The organism is Bacteroides sp. OM08-11 (genome assembly GCF_003438665.1).
Taxonomy (GTDB): Bacteria; Bacteroidota; Bacteroidia; order Bacteroidales; family Bacteroidaceae; genus Bacteroides; species Bacteroides cutis.
Map to the genome: position 1 here is coordinate 20326 of NZ_QSTJ01000005.1, position 20412 is coordinate 40737.

At 43.8% G+C, this 20412-nt stretch carries 13 protein-coding genes; 3 read left to right on the forward strand and 10 right to left on the reverse strand.

The genetic code is table 11. The annotated features are described in order from the left end of the window. The first annotated feature begins 78 nt into the window (after window positions 1-78). Entirely contained in the window at window positions 79-447 is a 369-nt protein-coding gene (locus DXC10_RS16420) for a hypothetical protein (RefSeq protein WP_199601596.1), read from the forward strand. A gap of 1151 nt (window positions 448-1598) precedes the next feature. Here the strand turns inward: DXC10_RS16420 and DXC10_RS10275 are convergent. From DXC10_RS10275 to DXC10_RS10305, 7 genes are all read right to left on the reverse strand, one after another. Beyond that, window positions 1599-3788 (reverse strand): glutamine synthetase III, encoded by a 2190-nt coding sequence (locus tag DXC10_RS10275; RefSeq protein ID WP_101542937.1) that lies wholly within the window; start codon window positions 3786-3788, stop codon window positions 1599-1601. Between the two features lie 58 nt (window positions 3789-3846). Further along, on the reverse strand, window positions 3847-5304 hold the full coding sequence (locus DXC10_RS10280; RefSeq protein WP_101542936.1) for an ammonium transporter: 1458 nt from the start codon (window positions 5302-5304) through the stop codon (window positions 3847-3849). Window positions 5305-5391: 87 nt separating this feature from the next. After that, the gene (locus DXC10_RS10285) at window positions 5392-5748 is read right to left on the reverse strand and encodes a P-II family nitrogen regulator (RefSeq protein WP_117737822.1); all 357 of its coding nucleotides are present in this window, start codon (window positions 5746-5748) and stop codon (window positions 5392-5394) included. A gap of 22 nt (window positions 5749-5770) precedes the next feature. Further along, on the reverse strand, window positions 5771-6499 hold the full coding sequence (locus DXC10_RS10290; RefSeq protein WP_117737823.1) for a hypothetical protein: 729 nt from the start codon (window positions 6497-6499) through the stop codon (window positions 5771-5773). Between the two features lie 87 nt (window positions 6500-6586). Beyond that, window positions 6587-7819 (reverse strand): LL-diaminopimelate aminotransferase, encoded by a 1233-nt coding sequence (locus tag DXC10_RS10295; protein ID WP_117737824.1) that lies wholly within the window; start codon window positions 7817-7819, stop codon window positions 6587-6589. 24 nt (window positions 7820-7843) lie between these two features. Further along, complete coding sequence (gene dapF, locus DXC10_RS10300) at window positions 7844-8695, reverse strand: diaminopimelate epimerase (RefSeq protein WP_117737825.1); 852 nt, start codon at window positions 8693-8695, stop codon at window positions 7844-7846. Window positions 8696-9035: 340 nt separating this feature from the next. Further along, on the reverse strand, window positions 9036-9806 hold the full coding sequence (locus tag DXC10_RS10305; RefSeq protein ID WP_101543007.1) for a glycerophosphodiester phosphodiesterase family protein: 771 nt from the start codon (window positions 9804-9806) through the stop codon (window positions 9036-9038). 338 nt (window positions 9807-10144) lie between these two features. Between DXC10_RS10305 and DXC10_RS16640 the strand changes: the two genes are divergently transcribed. Continuing rightward, window positions 10145-10273: a hypothetical protein gene (locus tag DXC10_RS16640; RefSeq protein WP_255419806.1), complete on the forward strand. Its 129-nt coding sequence runs from the start codon at window positions 10145-10147 to the stop codon at window positions 10271-10273. A 158-nt stretch (window positions 10274-10431) separates the two neighbouring features. Here DXC10_RS16640 and asnB read toward each other — a convergent pair whose 3' ends face one another. From asnB to gltB, 3 genes are read right to left on the reverse strand one after another with little or no spacing between them, the layout of a single operon-like run. Further along, window positions 10432-12153, reverse strand: coding sequence for an asparagine synthase B (gene asnB / locus DXC10_RS10310; RefSeq protein ID WP_117737826.1), 1722 nt, complete (start codon window positions 12151-12153; stop codon window positions 10432-10434). Between the two features lie 50 nt (window positions 12154-12203). Further along, on the reverse strand, window positions 12204-13541 hold the full coding sequence (locus DXC10_RS10315) for a glutamate synthase subunit beta (protein ID WP_117737827.1): 1338 nt from the start codon (window positions 13539-13541) through the stop codon (window positions 12204-12206). 50 nt (window positions 13542-13591) lie between these two features. Further along, window positions 13592-18142, reverse strand: a complete 4551-nt coding sequence (gene gltB / locus DXC10_RS10320; RefSeq protein ID WP_117737828.1) for a glutamate synthase large subunit — start codon at window positions 18140-18142, stop codon at window positions 13592-13594. 362 nt (window positions 18143-18504) lie between these two features. On the opposite strand from gltB, the gene glmS reads away from it, so the two are divergent. Then, window positions 18505-20349, forward strand: a complete 1845-nt coding sequence (gene glmS, locus DXC10_RS10325; protein WP_101542928.1) for a glutamine--fructose-6-phosphate transaminase (isomerizing) — start codon at window positions 18505-18507, stop codon at window positions 20347-20349. Window positions 20350-20412: the final 63 nt, after the last annotated feature.

A 20412-nucleotide genomic window follows, 5' to 3' on the forward strand; every position in this document is an offset into this window, starting at 1 on the left:
GGACCGCACTCTCAGAAGCCTTAAAAAAAGGCTCTAATTGACAAGTATGGCTCGGTATGTTTCATATATCTTCAACCTATGGAAGAAAGGTTGCTGCAAGTGGATCATCGCATACCTTATGGAATAGACGGTGAACAAGACGAAAATAACATTGACTGTTACATGTTGTTAAGCCCCTCTGCAAACCGAGCAAAATCGTGGACGTGTGAACATTGTCCCAATTGGACATCAAAAGATGTAGAAGTCTGTAAAAATTGCTTCTGGTCTCATCCTGAGAATTACACTCACATTGCAGGTAAAGATGAGCGAAAGATTGTTGTAACTTTTACAAACAACGAAATTGACGATTATGAACAGTTGATAAGTCTCGTTGGTGTTAAAAATGCCGAACAAACAATCAAAGACCTCGTTTCAAACTTTATAAACGAACAATCAAACGAAGACTAACATGTAACAGCCTTACCCATAGCAAATGCTTCAGCTTATATAATGGCGTTAGTTTGTCCCTAATGGAGCAATTAGAAGATAATTCTATCGACATGGTATTAGCTGACCCTCCGTATTTCTTGTCAAGTTGTAGGCGCATGGATATTGCTGGTCGTAATGTTCACTCTGAGAAAGGTTTGTAGAACAGGTGTTGTTCCACTCGTATGTCGGCGGTTCATCCAGGGCCAACTATTCCCACCTTTTTTTCTATGCCGCCGCGCAGGTCCTGCTTTACGACTTCAGGCATACAGGTTTCTGGGGAACGGAGGCCGAAAGCTTCACAGTTGACAATTCATCAAACGAATAATGTTTGGAGCCATCGTGATAAGGGAAAAGAAATGCGCGATAACGGTAAACTTTGCAGGACATCACGGATACCGGCAAATAATTGAGGATACCTCAGGTTAACCGTATAGGAGACCTCTCACACCAAAATATCAGATGTCAAATAATAATCTGACGGGACTTCCGTCGGACGACTGGGTGTGTCTTAAATCTGCCGATCTATAAAATCGGGGGAGGGAGATACAGACACATCTTCATAACTAAATCCGGTTTGATACAACACCCCCATAGTTTCCTATAGCGCCTTCAATGATATACGAGAATCAACATGGCATCTAAAAAACTATTTCCGGAACGCCTTTGAACTGAGGGATGAATTATATATGTTAGACGTGAAGCAATGCTCTTTTCTTTGGCTATGCGGTAGTCGGAACACGTTTGTTCAAGCAATGGTGTGCCGACGGATAAAATCGCTTTTACAGAAAAACTAATGAATAAGGGAATAAAATAATCCTGGAATTTCTTTCAAAATCTCGGATAAAACAGCTATTTTTACACGCGAAGAGTTCTTTGAAGGTTACGCAACACGCAGAAGGATAATGCAGTAGATAACTAACTAAATCGTAACCTATTACTATCAAGAGCGATAATCCAACGCTCATTTTCAGCAAATTAGACCTTTTTCGTAACTTCTGAGGACAAAGATACTGTTTTTACCACAGATTATGTAAAAACAGAGAGAGAGAACTACCTCACGGTACTTCTCCCTCTACAAACTTAAAACAACCAACAAAAGAAATAGATAATTTTAATGTCTAATCTTTTTCTTATCGAATGAATAACAATTCTCTGTACTTGGGCAGTGTCCACATCTGGTTGTCAACGATGAGCTCCAACTTATCGATATGATAACGGATTTCTTCCATCATCGGTACAATATTATCGTGGTAGGCGATGGCTTTTTCACGTTCACACTCAATTTTGTTGGCCACTTTTCGGGCTTCAATCATAGTGTCGACATGTTCTTTTATGAAAGCCGTACGATCCGCAATCTCTTCGATAAGTTCTATATTTTTGGCCGATAATTTTACTGCTTTTTCTGCTGTAAACAAGTTCTTCATCTTGTATACATTGTCCACCAGATCCGTTTGATACTGGGTAGCTACGGGGATGATGTGGTTCATCGCCAGATCTCCGAGGACACGGGCTTCAATCTGGATCTTTTTAGTGTAGGTTTCCCATTTCACCTCATTGCGGGCTTCTAGCTCCTTTTTTGTCATGACACCGATGGATTCGAACATCTTGATATTTTCCGGTTTCAGATAGTTATCAAAGATGACGGGTACACTGGTTTCGCAGTCCAGACCGCGCCGTGCTGCTTCCGCTTTCCACTCATCACTGTAACCGTTACCGTCAAAGTGGATAGGTTTACAGATTTTGATGTATTTGCGGATAACGTCAAGGATGGCTGAAACTTTCGGCTCACCTTTTTCGATAAGTTTATCCACATCTTTTTTAAATTCCTTCAGTTGTTCTGCAAGGGCAGAGTTCAGTGCAATCATAGCGCTGGCACAGTTTGCTTCCGAACCTACGGCACGAAACTCAAATCGGTTGCCGGTGAAAGCAAACGGGCTGGTACGATTACGGTCGGTATTATCGATGAGTAGTTCCGGTATTTGCGGAATATCCAGTTTCATGCCTTGTTTACCGCTTAGGCTTACCAGGTCGTCTTTCGTACTTTCCTCGATATGCTCTAGTACCTGTGACAGCTGTTTGCCGAGGAAACTGGAAATAATTGCAGGAGGCGCTTCATTGGCACCCAGTCGATGGGCATTTGTTGCGCTGGAAATACTGGCTTTCAACAAACCGTTGTGTTTGTAAACCGCCATCAAGGTATTCACGATGAAAGTGATGAAACGCAGGTTGTCTTCGGGTAACTTTCCCGGACCCATCAACAGGATACCGGTATCGGTTCCCAATGACCAGTTGTTGTGTTTGCCACTACCATTGATACCCTTAAATGGTTTTTCGTGTAGTAATACACGGAAACCATGATTACGGGCAATCTTACGCATCAACGACATAATGAGCATATTATGGTCTACTGCTAGGTTACATTCTTCGAAAATAGGGGCTAATTCAAACTGGTTGGGAGCTACTTCATTGTGACGTGTTTTAACGGGGATACCAAGTTTCAATGCCTCGATTTCCAGCTCTTTCATAAAAGCGGCCACACGGGCAGGAATTGCTCCGAAATAGTGGTCTTCCAACTGCTGGTTTTTGGCACTGTCGTGTCCCATCAGGGTACGACCGGTCATTAACAAGTCGGGACGGGCAGCATACAGACCTTCATCAATCAGGAAGTATTCCTGTTCCCACCCCAAATAGGCATATACTTTTTTTACTTCTGGATTGAAGTAGTGGCATACGTCTACAGCGGCTTTGTCTACGGCACGTAGGGCCTTCAGCAACGGTGCTTTGTAGTCTAGGGATTCACCGGTGTATGCAATGAAGATAGTCGGGATACAAAGTGTGTCATCCACAATGAACGCGGGAGAGGAGGGATCCCATGCTGAATAACCTCGTGCTTCGAACGTATTGCGTATACCACCATTCGGAAAACTGGATGCATCCGGTTCCTGCTGCACGAGCAGTTTGCCGGTGAATTCTTCCATCATACCGCCTTTACCGTCATGTTCCACGAAAGCATCATGCTTTTCGGCAGTGCCTTCGGTCAACGGATGAAACCAGTGGGTGTAATGGGTGGCGCCCATTTCAATCGCCCATTTCTTCATGCCGGCAGCTACTTCATCCGCAATACTGCGGTCCAGCGGCGCGCCGTTGTCAATCACGTCAGTCAACTTGGCATATACCTTACTGGGTAAATACCTGAACATCTTTTCTTTGTTGAATACATACTTGGCGAAGTACTCCGACGGGCGTTCCGCCGGAACTGCCACCGCAACGGGTTTCTTCTTGAACGCCGTCTCTACTACTCTGAATCTCAATTTTGACATAATACCTTGAGTTGTAATTGTTGGTTTAAAAAACTATGTTAGAGTAAAAAAATCTCTTTTATGCTGTATAAGCCGATTCGCCGTGTTCGTAAATATCAAGTCCTTCTTCTTCAATTCGTTTGGAGACACGGAGACCGTGTACCTTGTCGAGGACTTTGAAGATGATGTATCCCATACCTGCCGCCCATGCGCCTATTATCAGTGCGCCGAATGCCTGTGCGCCAAGTAATCCTGCGCCTGCGCCATAGAAGAGGCCTTCGCTGGTGGAAAACAGTCCGGTGAGGATGGTTCCTGTGAAGCCGCATACACCGTGTACAGAACTTGCACCTACAGGATCGTCAATCTTCAAAGTCTTGTCAATAAATTCTACAGAATATATCATCAATATGCCGCAAAGAGCACCTATAATGACGGAACCTAACGGAGATACCATATCGCATCCTGCCGTGATACCTACTAAACCGGCCAGAATTCCATTCAGAGTCAATGATAAGGAAGGTTTCCCATATTTCATCCAACTAACTGCTAATGCAAAGAAACCGCCTGCGCATGCTGCTAAGTTTGTGTTCAGGAATACTAATGAGATAGCCACCTGATCATCGGTAGTAGCGGCTGCCAATTGTGACCCCGGGTTGAAACCGAACCATCCAAACCAGAGGATAAATACACCTAGCGCTGCAATAGTTAGGTTATGTCCGGGAATGGCCTTTGATTTTCCATCTTTTCCATATTTACCGATACGTGGACCTAGAATTGTAGCGCCGACCAGTGCAATCCAACCGCCTACGGAATGTACGATGGTAGAACCTGCAAAGTCATGAAAAGTCGTTCCAAATACGTTCATCATGAAAGAACCTTCTTCACCATTCATCAACCAGCCACCACCCCACGTCCAGTGACCGGACACCGGATAAATCAATACACTGATGAAAATAGTGTATATCAGATACATAGAGAACTTGGTACGTTCTGCCATAGCGCCCGAAACGATGGTTGCGGCAGTGGCGCAGAATACGGTCTGGAATACGAGAAAGCCTTCGGTTGGCAATGATGAGGTGTCGGGCAGACCATTGCTTTCAAATATCAGGCTCATGAAGTGGGGAGTCCCGAAGAAATCACCCAGACCGAACATGATGCCGAAACCTATAAACCAGTAGAGCAGTGAGCCGAACATGAAGTCTACAAAGTTTTTCATCAGGATGTTGGCGGTATTCTTGGTGCGGGTAAATCCGGCTTCAACCAATGCAAAGCCCGGTTGCATAAAGAACACCAGCATAGCTGCCAGCAGCATCCACACAGTGTTGACACCGGAAACCAATTGAGAAATCGTGTCTGTCACTGCTTCTTCTTCGGCAGGAACTACTTCTCCGGAGGCAACCACATCGGCGGCAACAGCCGCTACACTGTCCGTCACGACGAAATCTTGTGCGTACGTATCTGTAGTAAAGCAGAAAGCCGCGAATATAGCAAGGGCTATACACAGTTTGGTAAAACTGCATATCATATATTTATCCATAATCTCTTTGATTTTTGTTGTACTTGTATTTTTACTTGTCACCGGGCACGCCGTCCGGTGGACTTTGAGTGATTTAAGTGCTGTCTGTTATCTTTCCTGTTCGGCATTATAGAGAGCGATGTCACCTCTTTCGGCCGTGCGGATGCGGATAGCGTCTTCAATGGGGATGACGAAGATGCGACCGTCACCTATTTCGCCGGTTTGCGCGGCTTTGAGTATGGCCTGTACGGTTTTTTCCGCATTTTTATCGCGTACTACAATGGAGATTAGGATTCGTTCGATGGAACTGGTATCGTATAGTACGCCACGATAGATACGGGCTTGTCTTGATTTCCCGATACCTCTTACGTCATAGTAAGAAAACCATTCGATATCTACTTCGAGAAGTGAATTTTTCACTTCCTCGAATTTCGTTTTGCGGATGATAGCTTCAATCTTTTTCATACCTTAAACAGTTTTGTGGTTTTTAAAAACTTAATCCTACTACAAAGTATGCGTCTTCTGTCCTGGGGTTCCAGGTAGCTTTGGCAAACAGTGGCAGAGAGAATGAGTTAGTAATCTTGATATCTTTCGATACGCTTAGACTGATATCGCATACGGTAAATCCGTTGGAGCCGGGACATTTGTCTTCTACATAATTATAGAAACTAGTTTCCCAAGGAGTGGCACCGATTTCGGCTGTCCAGTCCAGACCGCCCAACTTGAAGGGAGCCGCTACCGAGATATAGGAAGAATAGGCACGTTTTCCGTTGTATCTTGTGTAATCATCTCCTGCGAAGTTCGTATACCAGTTTACGGCTACCGGACCGAAATCATAACCTACCTGTGCTTCGAATACATGAGCTGTTTCGTGGGCACCATAGCGCATATAACCTGCGCTTCCGTTAAACCAATAATCAGTGACTGATACACTGAAGCCGCCTGTGGAGTAGCCTAATGTGAGGTCCAACTCTTTGGCGTCCTTGCTTTCGATGCCTACTGAACCCCAAGCTTCCAGGGAGAAACCTTTATAGGATATGGATACACTCGGCTGCAGACTGACACCGCCTAAGTCCTGACCGCGCCAGATGTAACCGCTTACCAAATCGGCACCTACCGATGCTTCTACCTTGTCTTGTGCTTTTGCCATGAAAGGCAATGTCATTGATAATAACACCATTGCTATCATTCCTAATTTAGTGTTTCTTGTTTTCATATCTTCTTACCTTTTTAATTAGAATAATTGCGGATGATCAAGTCCGACTCTGTTTTTATAATATTGCGTTTAAACTATTCTTTTTTATTATTTTATCCAGTTTCTGATACGTCGAATCGCCTCTACGCAATCTTCGTATTTACCGAAGGCAGTTAGACGGATATATCCTTCGCCACTTGGACCAAATCCCACACCGGGAGTTCCTACTACATTGGCTTCGTACAACATTTGCTCAAAAAAACGCCAGGAACTTGTACCATTAGGCGTTTTTAGCCAGATATAAGGAGCATTCACTCCACCGTACACTTTCAATTTCGCAGCTTCCAAACCTTCCTTCATCGTTCGGGCATTATTCATATAGTAATCAATCGTTTCTTTTATTTGTCTTCTGCCCTCAGGTGTGTAGATAGCTTCCGCAGCCCGTTGGGTGATGTAACTGGTTCCGTTGAACTTGGTGCACTGACGGCGGTTCCAGAGTTTGTTGAGCGGAATGCGTTCTCCTTCCAAAGTGGCAGCTGTCAGTTCTTTCGGCACTACGGTATATCCGCAACGGACTCCCGTAAATCCGGCAGTCTTCGAGAAACTGCGGAACTCGATGGCGCATTTCTTGGCTCCTTTTATTTCGTAGATGGAGTGGGGCACATCTTCTTCTTGGATAAATGCCTCGTAAGCGGCATCAAACAAGATGAGTGTATCATTTTCGAGTGCGTAATCCACCCATTTTTTCAGTTCAGGTTTGGTTAAGGTAGTACCCGTCGGGTTATTTGGGTAACAAAGATAAACAATATCGATACGTTTGTCTGGAATTTCCGGAATAAAATTGTTTTCGGCAGTGCAGGGTATATAGGTCACGTTACTCCATTTACCGTCTTTTTCCAATATTCCGGCGCGTCCGCACATTACGTTACTGTCAATATATACCGGATAGATGGGATCGGTTACCCCCACACTGTTATCATGGCGAAGAATATCTCCGACGTTCCCCGTGTCACTTTTGGCTCCATCGTTTATGAAGATCTCCGTTGAACTGAAGTGAATACCACGTGCCACATAATCGTGCTTAATGATAGCTTCAATCAAAAAATCATATCCCTGTTCCGGTCCGTAACCACGGAATGTTTTAGTGTCAGCCATCTCTTCCACTGCCTTGTGCATCGCCTCGATGCAGACTTTCGGCAGTGGCCGGGTAACGTCTCCGATACCCAGACGGATGACATCTTGCTTGGGGTGCGTTATCCTGAAAGTATTTACCTTTTTAGCTATGTCTGAAAATAGATAACTACCCGGTAGCTTTAAAAAATGTTCGTTAACTAATGCCATATTCTTTGTTGTTTTAAGTGTTCATCATTCTTCCTTTATCTCTGCTTCTCCTTCAAATACCTTTGTGGCTCTTCCAGTCATTAAAACATGTCCGGTTGCAATCTCCCATTCAATAAGAAGTGTACCTCCATCCATAATGATTTCCGTTTTTCGTCCTGATCGTCCTGTTTGACAAGCGGCTACAGCCGTGGCACAAGCTCCCGTACCGCAAGCTTGGGTTATTCCTGATCCCCGTTCCCATACACGCATTCTTATTCTGTCTTTTCCCAATATTTGTGCAAACTCCACATTGATTCGTCCCGGGAATAAAGAATGGTATTCCAGTTTAGGGCCTACGGAAGTTAAATCTATACGATTAATATCATCCACAAAAACAACCAGATGCGGATTTCCCATAGATACGGTGGTTCCGATAAGTCGTTCACCATTCACGGTAATAGGATGTTCTTTCATCGGTTTTGCTCCCATCCCATCATAGTCCACAAGTTCATTAGTCGGAATACCCATATCAACAGTCACAGTATTTACTTCACCATTTATTATGTGAAGTTTCAGGATTTTAATTCCTGATAAGGTATCAAGTGTTATTTCTGTCTTTTTTGTCAATCCATAATCAAAAACATATTTTCCGATACATCGGCTGGCATTGCCGCACATCATGGCTTCCGAACCATCAGCATTAAAAATACGCATGCTGAAGTCTGCTTTGGGAGAACGCCCGATAAGTACCAGACCGTCACTGCCAATTCCCGTATGCGGTACACTCCATCTTTTCGAAAGTTCTCCGGGATTTTCGATGGAGTATCGGGTAGTGTCTATATAAATATAGTCATTTCCTTCGCCATGCATCTTGGTAAATCTTATACTTCTTGTCATTTTGTATTTTAACTTCTTGTTAATATATCTTTTTGCTTTATTTATGTGCAAATATACGACGTTTTGAAATATTATTTGCTAAACAGGTGCCTTATTTCTATTTGTTTATACTTATGCTTTCATTCAATATAAATATAAGTCAATCATCTTTCAATTTAAAAGTTTATAACGGTCATATTTATATAAATTGTAATATCAACAAGAAAAATATCTGAAATAGATAAATAAAAATGTTCAGTAATTGGAGTTTTAGGTACTTATGAAAAGAATAAATCCGTTTCATCTGTGATAAAATGAAACGGATTTACCTGTTTTTACTGACTATATGTATCGCGATAAGTCAATCCTTCATTAATGTTTCTTCCAATAATATCGGTTCGTTGGTAGTGATAAAATCTACCTTATGATTGATGAGCCATTCCATATCCTTGACGTTATTTACAGTCCAAGCATTGACTTTCAGTCCTAAGTTATGACATTCTTTAATCCATTCGGGATGTTTTTTGAATACGCTGTAATGATAGTCGGGTCCGGTACATCCCCATTCTTTCAGTTCTTCCGGGGTGAGGTCTCCTTCCAAATAGTATACGGGGGTTCCTTGAGGCGCACGGCGGATAAACTCTTTAGTGGCGTGGCGGGAAAAGGTGATGTATTCCATACGATCTTCCAATCCCATATCTTTAACCATCTTTACAATACTTTCCACGGCGTGTGTTTCTTGTTCCGGAGTTTTATGGGCTTTCAGTTCAAGGATAAGGCGTGTTTTCAATCCTTTCGCTTTTTCAAGATATTGTTGCAGGGTAGGGAGCGGCTCGCCGTTATCCAGTATTACTGCCGTACACTCTTGGGTGGTAGATTTTTGCATATTTACACCTTTAAAGGTGGCGTCATGGTTCACTACCAACTGATTATCAGTAGTAAGCCATACGTCAAATTCGGTACCGTAGCAGCCAATGGAATCGGCTTTAACCAGTGATGCGATGGAGTTTTGCGCAGAACCATCGATTTTCCAAAAGCCACGATGAGCAATCACCTGAGTTTTCTGTGCTTGCATAGTACCGCATGCGGCAAGCACTAACGAGATAGAAAGAATAATTTTTCTTAAATTCATCATTATTAAAGTTTTGATATTTACTCTGTCAAAGATAATGGAAGCTTTGCAAATATAAAATAGATTGTCTGTTACGGTTTCAATAAATTAATGTAATTATGCATATGGTCGGTATATCATGAAGGTTTTTCCTATGAATATTTTTATTCATCATTATCAATATCTTTGTTACTAAGAAAAGACGTACGACTTGTACGTCATTTGTTTAACTCCTAAAGAAGAGAGTAGTAATATGCCTATTCCATATTTTGTGAGACAAAAGAAGAACTTTCTGAATAAAGCGAAGAGTGGATTGTGATATGCCGTTATCCGTAAAATTCAGAAGCGGAGCGAAGTGAATGAGAAAGAAATCGGAGAAATGGTGGCTATGCGCAGTGGTTTCAGCCGTGGAGTGGTCAAAGGGGGAAACGCCCGGTGAAGTGAAAGTCTCAAAAGTCTATTTTATGGCAAACAGGAATATGTTGTAAAGATTGAAAAAAGAGAAGTGTACCCGCATGCCCTTAAGCCGGTATTTACCTAAAGAACTTCTGTCGCCGGAATTACTGAAAGAAGAGACGGATATGGAAAAACTTGAAAACGGTGAGTTTTAAAATCCGTCTCTTGGCTTATTTTACAGATTTAGGTATCAGTAGGCTTCTTTGTGTATTCCGGTAACAGCACGTCCGCTTGGGTCGTTCTTCCCTTGGAAGGAGGCATCCCATGAAAGCGCCTCGGCAGTGGAACAGGCTACACTAGGCACACTCGGTACGCTCAGGGCTGCATTTATACTGGGAAAGTGTTCTGCGAAAATAGTACGATAATAATACTCTTCTTTGTTTTGTGGAGTATGAATGGGGAAACGTTCTGCAGCATGTGCCATCTGTTCGTCGCTGACGGCAGCGGCAGTGATAGCTTTCAGGGTATCAATCCAAGAGTAGCCCACACCATCGGAAAATTGCTCCTTCTGTCGCCATGCCACGCTTTCAGGTAACAGGTCGGCAAAAGCTTTGCGAACTATTTTCTTTTCAATCTCTTTGCCCGGACACATCTTGGTGATAGGATTGATACGCATGGCCACATCCAGAAATTCTTTGTCGAGGAACGGTACACGACCTTCCACACCCCAGGCAGCAAGACTCTTGTTGGCACGCAGACAGTCGTACATGTGCAATGTGGAAAGCTTGCGCACAGTCTCTTCGTGGAAGGCTTGCGGAGTGGGAGCCTTATGGAAATAGAGATAACCGCCGAAGACTTCGTCGGCTCCTTCACCGCTGAGCACCATTTTGATACCCATGCTTTTGATGACGCGTGCCAGCAGATACATCGGGGTAGAAGCCCTCACGGTAGTCACATCGTAAGTTTCGATGAAATAAATGACATCACGGATGGCATCCAGTCCTTCTTGGATGGTATAGTTTATTTCATGATGAACCGTACCGATGTATTGTGCCACTTCACGTGCTTTGAGCAGGTCGGGTGCTCCTTTCAGACCTACTGCGAAAGAGTGGAGTTGAGGCCACCAAGCATCGGATTTATTGTCCGTTTCAATACGTTTGGCGGCATATTTTTTGGCAATGGCAGAGATGACGGAAGAATCAAGTCCGCCGGATAATAGTACTCCGTAAGGTACATCAGACATGAGTTGCCGTTGTACGGCATCTTCAAGGGCATAACGTACGGCAGAGATCTGCATGTCATAGGTTTTACGGTTGATAGCGGTGGAAGAGGTATTGTATTCGGTGACAGGGATATAGTTATCCTTCACATTTTGGTAGTCCATCCAGTCCCGGGTGTACCAACGGTGCATTTTTCCTTCACGTCCCCAATAGTAGTGACCCGGAAGAAAAGGTTTATATTCGTCGCAGAAACCTTCGAGTGCTTTCAGTTCGCTACCGAAATAGATATGGCCTTCTTTATCTTTTCCTATATATAAAGGTATAACACCGATAGGATCACGGGCAATCAGATAATCGTCCGTCTCTTCGTCATAGAGGGCGAAAGCAAAGATACCGTTCAATTCTTCGAGGAAGTGAATACCTTTGTCTTTGTAGAGGGCGAGAATGACCTCACAGTCCGAACCTGTCTGAAAGGCATATTTACCTGAATAACGTGCACGGATTTCGCGGTGATTGTATATCTCACCGTTGACGGCAAGAATTTGTTTACGATCCGGCGAGTACAGAGGTTGTCCTCCAGATTGAGGGTCAACGATGGATAGACGTTCGTGTGCCAGGATGGTTGAACCGCCTACGTAAATACCGCTCCAATCCGGTCCGCGATGACGAATTTTCTGCGCCATCTTGAGCGCCTTGTTTCTCAACTCTTGAGTTTGATATTGTATGTTGAAGATACCTGTTATTCCACACATGATATTATTAAGTATAAAGTATAAGATATAAAAAAATGATCGGGTTATTATTAAGAGAGATATTTGTCTATCTCTGCCGCTACCTTGCGTCCGTCTGCCAGTGCACGTACTACAAGACTGGTACCATTGGCAGCGTCACCGGCAATAAATACATTTTCGGGGAGTTGTGGATGTTCCGGTTTCAGGAAACCCATGGCGAGCAGTACCATATCGGTTTCTATTATTTCTTTCTTCCCTGTAGGTTTCATGGTAGGGCGGTTATCGCTTTTTTCCGAAAACCATTCCACTTCTTCCACTTCTACACCACAAACCTTGCCGTTCTTACCGATAAACCGGTTGGAGGCCAATGACCAGCGACGGGTGCAACCTTCTTCGTGACTGCTGGTGGTTTTCAACACCACGGGCCATTGCGGCCAAGGAGTGGCATCATTATGCCCTACAGGGGGCTGAGGCATGATTTCAATTTGAGTTACGCTCGTGGCTCCTTGACGGATACTTGTACCGATGCAGTCCGAACCGGTATCTCCGCCACCGATAACGAGTACTCGTTTACCTTTTGCATTGACAAGATCTTCTTTAGAGAATGTTTCTCCGTCGAGAATACGGTTTTGCTGTGATAGCATATCAAGTGCAAAGTAGATACCTTTCAACTCACGACCGGAAATGGTCAGATCGCGGGCTATAGGGGTTCCGGTACAGACAGCGTATGCATCGAAACCTGTGGGTAGTTTTTGTATATCAATATGGGTACCCATTTCAAACCGGATACCTTCGGCTCTCAATACATTCATACGGCGATCTATCACTTCCTTAGGAAGTTTAAAGTTGGGAATGCCGTAACGAAGCAGTCCACCTGGCATGGGCTTACTGTCGAATATTGTGACCTCGTAACCACGGATATTCAGTTGCACGGCAACGCTCAATCCGGCAGGACCTGCGCCGATAACGGCTACTTTTCTCCCATTGCGCTTGGGACGGAAAGGTACGATATATTCCTCGCGAAAAGCGGCTTCAGCAATGGCAGCCTCATTCTCGCGTATAGTAACCGGAGAATTGCAGGAGAGTTTTAGTATACACGATTTTTCACAGAGGGCTGGACAGATACGTCCCGTAAATTCGGGAAAGTCGTTCGTTTCGTTCAGTACTTGATAGGCTTCACGCCATTTCCCTTTATAGAGCGCGTCCTGAAACTCTGGTTGCTTGTTGCCTAACGGGCATGACCAATGACAGAATGGTACACCACAGTCCATACACCGTGATGCCTGGAGTTTGCGATCATGACTGTTTAGCGTCTGTTCTACTTGACTGAAATCGGTGATACGTTCGTGTATCGGACGATAACCCGCTTCCTGGCGCGGGATATTTAGAAATGCTTTTGGATCTCCCATGATGATTTACGATTGAAATTAGCTTATTGACATTTGTGATTTATCATAACTCAGTAGTCACGTTGCATATCTGCAATTTTCTGTTGCAACTTCTTCATTTGTTCTTCTTGCAATACCTTTTTGTATTCGATGGGGACTACCTGAATGAATTGGTCTACATAGTGTGTCCAGTCATCAAGCATGGTACGTGCCAGTTTGGAACCGGTGTAGAGATAATGCTGACGGATCAGTTCATGCAGTTCCTTACGATAAGAAGCCTCTTCGATGAGACTCAGTTCTACCATCTCCATGTTGCAGAAGTAGTCGAAATTATTTTCTTTGTTCCATACGTATGCCACGCCTCCGGACATACCTGCGGCGAAGTTTCGTCCTGTTTGTCCAAGAACGACCACGCGGCCACCGGTCATGTACTCGCAACAATGGTCGCCTACACCCTCTACCACAGCAATTGCACCGGAGTTGCGGACAGCGAAACGCTCGCCTACACGACCGTTGATGTAAACCTCGCCACTGGTAGCACCGTAGAGAATGGTATTACCTGCAATTGTATTTTTCTCCGCATCAAAGTTACTGCGGACCGGAGGAAGTACAGCGATGCGTCCACCGCTCAACCCCTTTCCCAAATAGTCGTTTGCTTCACCTTCCAGCTTGAAGTTGACACCCGTAACAAGGAAAGCGCCGAAACTCTGTCCGGCAGATCCCTTGAACTTGATGTTTAATGTATGTTCTGGTAGTCCGTCGGCTCCATATTTTGCGGCGATGGCTCCAGAAAGCATGGCACCGCAAGCACGATCGGTATTGGCAATGGTATATTCCAGGGAAATCTCTTTTTGATTTTCTAGAGCTTCGGCGGCGTGCAATATCTCTACGTCTTTGACATGGTCGATACCGTGTTGCTGGTCGATGATGTGACGGATAGCGGCTTCGTTGTTAATGCGTGCCAGTACTTTGTCAAAAGTAATCAACTGGTGTTTCTTTACGTTGTCATTGGGTTTACGAACGATCAAATCCGTACGTCCTATAATATCTTCCATTCTCTTCACGCCGATTTCCGCTAGATATTCACGTACTTCTTGTGCCAGAAAGGTGAAATAATTTACAAGGTATTCGCTACGTCCCATAAAACGTTTACGAAGTTCGGAATTTTGAGTGGCTACACCTACCGGACAAGTATTCTGATTACATTTACGCATCATTACGCAACCCAACACGATGAGGGCTGCAGTGGCGAAACCATATTCTTCGGCACCGAGCATTGCCATCAATACCACATCGCGTCCGGTTTTCAGTTGTCCGTCTACTTGCAGCAATACTTGCCCACGCAGGCCGTTTAGTACTAAGGTCTGTTGCGCCTCACTCAGGCCGAGTTCGGGAGAGATACCGGCATAGCGGATACTCGATGCGGGTGATGCACCCGTACCACCTTCTGCGCCGGAAATGACGATAAGATCTGCTTTTGCTTTTGCTACACCTGCTGCAATGGTACCTACGCCGCTTTCGGCTACCAGTTTCACACTGATTTTAGCTTTCGGGTTGACATTCTTCAGGTCGAAGATAAGTTGTGCCAGATCTTCAATGGAATAAATATCGTGATGAGGTGGGGGAGATATCAGTGATATACCCGGAATGGAGTGGCGTGTTTTGGCAATCACCTGATCTACTTTGAACCCCGGTAACTGACCACCTTCACCGGGCTTGGCTCCTTGGGCAATCTTGATTTGTATTTCATCTGCATTCACCAGATATTCGGTAGTCACACCGAAACGTCCCGATGCTACCTGTTTGATAGCAGAGCGCATATTTGTACTGAAACGTGCTGCATCTTCGCCCCCTTCACCTGTATTGCTACGTCCGTGTAACTTATTCATGGCAAAGGCTATTGCTTCGTGAGCTTCCTGACTGATAGCCCCGAAAGACATGGCACCCGTGACGAAACGTTTCAAAATACTCTCTACCGGTTCTACCTTGTCAATGGAAATGGGATTGTGGCGGAAGTCGAAAAAATCACGCAGAAAGATAGGTTTTTCCTTTTCATCTACCAACTTGGTAAACTCCTTGAACTTCTTATAACTTCCCAACCGCGTAGCCAATTGTAGCGTACTGATAGTCTCCGGGTTCCAGGCGTGTTGTTCACCATCCTTACGGAAGGAGTATAATCCTCTGTTCGGCAATAATGCTGCTTCACCTTTATTTTCTAATACTTCGTTCTTGATTATTTTTTTTCCTTCATTGTGAAAAGCAATGGCATCTTGTGCTACCTCGTCGAGACGGATACCGCCGATAGCAGATTTCAGTCCGCCGAAGTAGGTGTTACTCAATTCTTCACTTAATCCGATAGCTTCGAATATTTTTGCTCCACGATAGGAACGGATGGTACTGATACCCATTTTGCTCATTACTTTGAACAGGCCTTTACAGATGGCTTTGATGTAGTTTTTCTCTGCTGTGGCATAGTCAAGCTGTATTTCCTTGTCGGTTACCAGTTTGTCGAGTACGGCGAATGCCATATAAGGATTTAATGCACTGGCACCAAAACCCAGTAACAGCGCGGCATGCATCACTTCGCGTATTTCTCCACTTTCTACTACTAGTGCAGTTTGTACACGTTTGCCTACCGAAATGAGATGGTGATGTACGGCAGACACAGCAAGTAGTGAAGGAATGGCGGCATGTGTGGCATCTACGTCACGGTCGGTCAGCACAATATAGTTCACACCCTCTGTTACGGAATTCTCGGCGAGTTTACATAGTTCCGCAAGTGATTCCTGTAATCCGGAACGCCCTTTGGAAGCTTCAAACAACATTGGTAATTTTATGGTTTTGAAGCCTTTATAACGGATGTTGCAAAGTAAGTCTAACTGTGTATTAGTCAGTATCGGATGGTTCAGGCGCACCATTTTACAGTGGCTTTCGTTGGGGGTCAGAATATTCATACCTACGGCACCGATATATTCCGTCAGGGACATCACGAGCTCCTCCCGGATAGGGTCGATAGGAGGGTTCGTTACTTGGGCGAATTGCTGGCGGAAGTAATTATATAACAATTGTGGTTTATCGGAAAGTATGGCAAGTGGTGTATCGTTACCCATGGCACTGACGGGCTCGGCACCATTGCTTGCCATCGGCATGATGATTTTTTCTATATCTTCTTTGGAGAAGCCGAAAGTACGTAGCATACTGCCATAATGCTTCACGCTGTGAGGAACTTTACGTCCGCTTTTCAATTCGTTCAGTTCGATACGATTACCGGCAAGCCAAGTACGATAAGGTTTGGCTTCGGCAAGCTGTTTTTTCAATTCTCCGTCATAATATATTTTACCTTTCTCAGTATCAACCAATAAAATTTTACCAGGTTGCAAGCGTCCTTTTTCTTTGATGTCTCCCGGTTCGAAATCCATTACGCCGACTTCACTTGCCACTACCATCATGTCGCTCTTGGTGATGAGGTAACGTGCGGGACGCAGACCGTTACGATCGAGCATACCGCCGGCATACCGTCCGTCACTGAAAAGTAACGCTGCCGGACCATCCCATGGTTCCATTAGGATGGAATGATATTCATAGAAGGCTTTCAAGTCTTCGCTGATAGGGTTCTTTTCGTTGAAAGATTCTGGTATAAGCATCGCCATGGCATGTGGCAGGCTCAATCCCGACATTACAAGAAACTCCAATACATTATCTAATGAGGCACTATCGCTCATGCCTGGCTGAATGAGGGGACGCAGTTCCTTGATGTCGCCAAGTGTGGGAGTGGAGAGCACGCTTTCACGAGCTTCCATCCATCCGCGATTACCACGGATGGTATTGATTTCTCCATTGTGTGCCAACAGGCGGAATGGCTGAGCCAGTCCCCAAGTGGGGAAAGTATTGGTACTGAAGCGGGAGTGTACCAATGCCAATCCACTGGTGAAATAATTGTTAGTCAGGTCAGGGAAATAGGTGCGCAATTGTAAGGAAGACAACATACCTTTGTAGATAATATTTTTTGTCGATAGTGACACGATATAGAAATATTCCCGTGTAGGGATGTCCGACCGGTATATTTTATTTTCTATCCTTTTTCTTATTATATAAAGTTTACGGTCGGCGGTCTCGCTTTCCATGAATCCGGTAATGAAGATTTGTTTGATGTCCGGTTCATTGGCAAGTGCGGTTTCACCTAATATTTCAGGACACGTTGGTACGTTCCGCAGGTGCATCAGAGTTAGTCCTTCCTTTTCTATTTCTTCGATGATCACACTCAATATGGCCGCTTGGGCTTTCTCATCCTTAGGGAGGAATAACAGTCCCGTACCGTACTTGCCTTTTTCGGGAACCGGTATACCTTGTAGCAGAATAAATTCGTGTGGTATCTGTAACATAATGCCGGCACCGTCTCCGGTTTTATTATCGGCACCTTCTGCTCCACGATGACGCATGTTCTCCAATACCTTCAGTGCAGACTCCACTAGTTCGTGCGATTTACCTCCGCAGATGTTTACCAACATACCTACACCACACGCATCGTGTTCGTATGATGCATTGTATAGACCCAACTCTTTGGGCTGTCTTTGTCCGGGCTTTTCTTTTCTTTTGTTGTTAAAAAGATTTTCTTTTCTCATCTTTTACTTTCTTTATTTCTGTATTATATTTATTCTTTTGTCATAATGTTCGGCAAAAATAAACAATTAATTTCAAAATGATATTTCTTAAATGGGTTTCTATCATATTAAATGTATCTTCTGTTTGGGTTGATTATAATTTGAAAGAAAATATCAGGTGTTTCTTCTAATCTAAAATAAAATGTATTTTTTTGCTTTTAATTTATAAATTCATCTTTTTGCTTTTAAAATAATATATTCTTTAACGTTTTGATATTAAAATAACTTTTTTCTATTCTTTTGATAAATAAAATGGAGAAAGGTAAACTTTATGTTCTAAATAATATGTATCTTTGTATCGCAAAACCAAATATTGATACATTATGTGTGGAATAGTAGGCTATATAGGCCAAAGAAAAGCCTATCCCATCCTTATCAAAGGTTTGAAGCGGTTAGAGTACCGTGGATACGATAGTGCAGGGGTAGCATTGATCAGTGATAATCAGCAGTTGAATGTGTATAAAGCGAAAGGTAAGGTTTCGGAACTTGAAGCATTCGCTGTCCAAAAAGATATTTCCGGAAACATTGGTATTGCACACACACGCTGGGCTACGCACGGAGAACCTTGTTCTGTTAATGCCCATCCCCATTATTCCTCTTCCAAGCGTTTAGCTCTCATTCATAACGGCATCATTGAAAACTACGCCGTTCTCAAAGAAAAACTTCAAACTAAAGGTTATACATTTCAAAGTAATACGGATACTGAAGTATTGGTACAACTTATAGAATATATCCAGATAACCAATCAGATTGATTTGTTGACGGCTGTGCAATTGTCTTTGCAGGAAGTTATCGGTGCATACGCTGTTGCAGTACTTGACAAGGAACAACCCGATGAAATTATAGCTGCGCGCAAAAGCAGTCCGCTAGTGGTAGGAATAGGAGAGAATGAGTTTTTTTTGGCTTCCGATGCAACGCCTATCGTAGAATATACAGATAAGGTGGTCTACCTGGAAGATGAAGAAATAGCTGTTATCCATCGCGATGAACCGCTGAGAGTGGTAAACCTGAAGAATATGGAATGCTCTCATAAGGTAAAGACTGTTTCTATGAATCTCGGTCAGTTGGAGAAAGGAGGGTATAAGCATTTCATGTTGAAAGAAATCTATGAACAACCCAATTGTATTCACGACTGCATGCGCGGACGCATTAATGTGGAGAGTACGAACGTTGTACTTTCAGCTGTGATTGATTATAGACAACGGTTACTGGATGCTAAACGTTTTATTATCGTGGCTTGCGGAACCTCCTGGCATGCAGCTCTTATAGGTAAGCATCTGATAGAGAGTTTTTGTCGCATTTCAGTGGAAGTGGAGTATGCTAGTGAGTTTCGTTATCGTGACCCTGTTATTGGCGGTAGTGATGTGGTGATTGCCATTTCACAAAGCGGTGAAACTGCTGATACGCTGGCTGCCATAGAACTAGCCAAAAGCCGTGGAGCATTTATATATGGTATATGCAATGCCGTCGGTTCTAGTATCTCCCGTGCCACACATACGGGTTCATATATCCACGTGGGACCGGAAATTGGGGTAGCGTCTACCAAAGCCTTTACGGGACAGGTCACGGTACTCATTATGTTGGCACTGACGCTCGCCCGTGAGAAACAAACGATTGATGAAGCGAAATACCTTACGATTGTTCATGAATTAAGACAAATTCCCGATAAAATGAAAGAGGTCTTGAAACTGGATGACCGTATTGCGGAACTCTCCAAAATTTTCACATATGCGCATAATTTCATCTATCTGGGACGTGGATATTCTTATCCTGTAGCTTTGGAAGGGGCATTGAAACTGAAAGAAATCTCATATATCCATGCCGAAGGATATCCTGCCGCTGAGATGAAACACGGTCCCATCGCTTTGGTAGATGCTGAAATGCCGGTAGTGGTCATTGCCACGCAAAATGGATTATACGAAAAAGTATTGAGCAATATACAGGAGATTAAGGCGCGTAAAGGTAAGGTGATAGCTGTCGTGACGAGAGGAGATACGGTTATCAGTAAAATAGCAGATATCTGTATCGAACTTCCTGGAACAATAGAGTGTCTTGACCCGTTAATAACTACAGTACCTCTGCAATTACTAGCCTATCATATTGCTGTATGTAAAGGAATGGACGTAGATCAGCCGAGAAACCTTGCCAAATCGGTGACAGTGGAATAATTGAAAGAAAGATGATGTGTATATTTTCAATAGATGACACATTTGATATAAACAGATAATTCG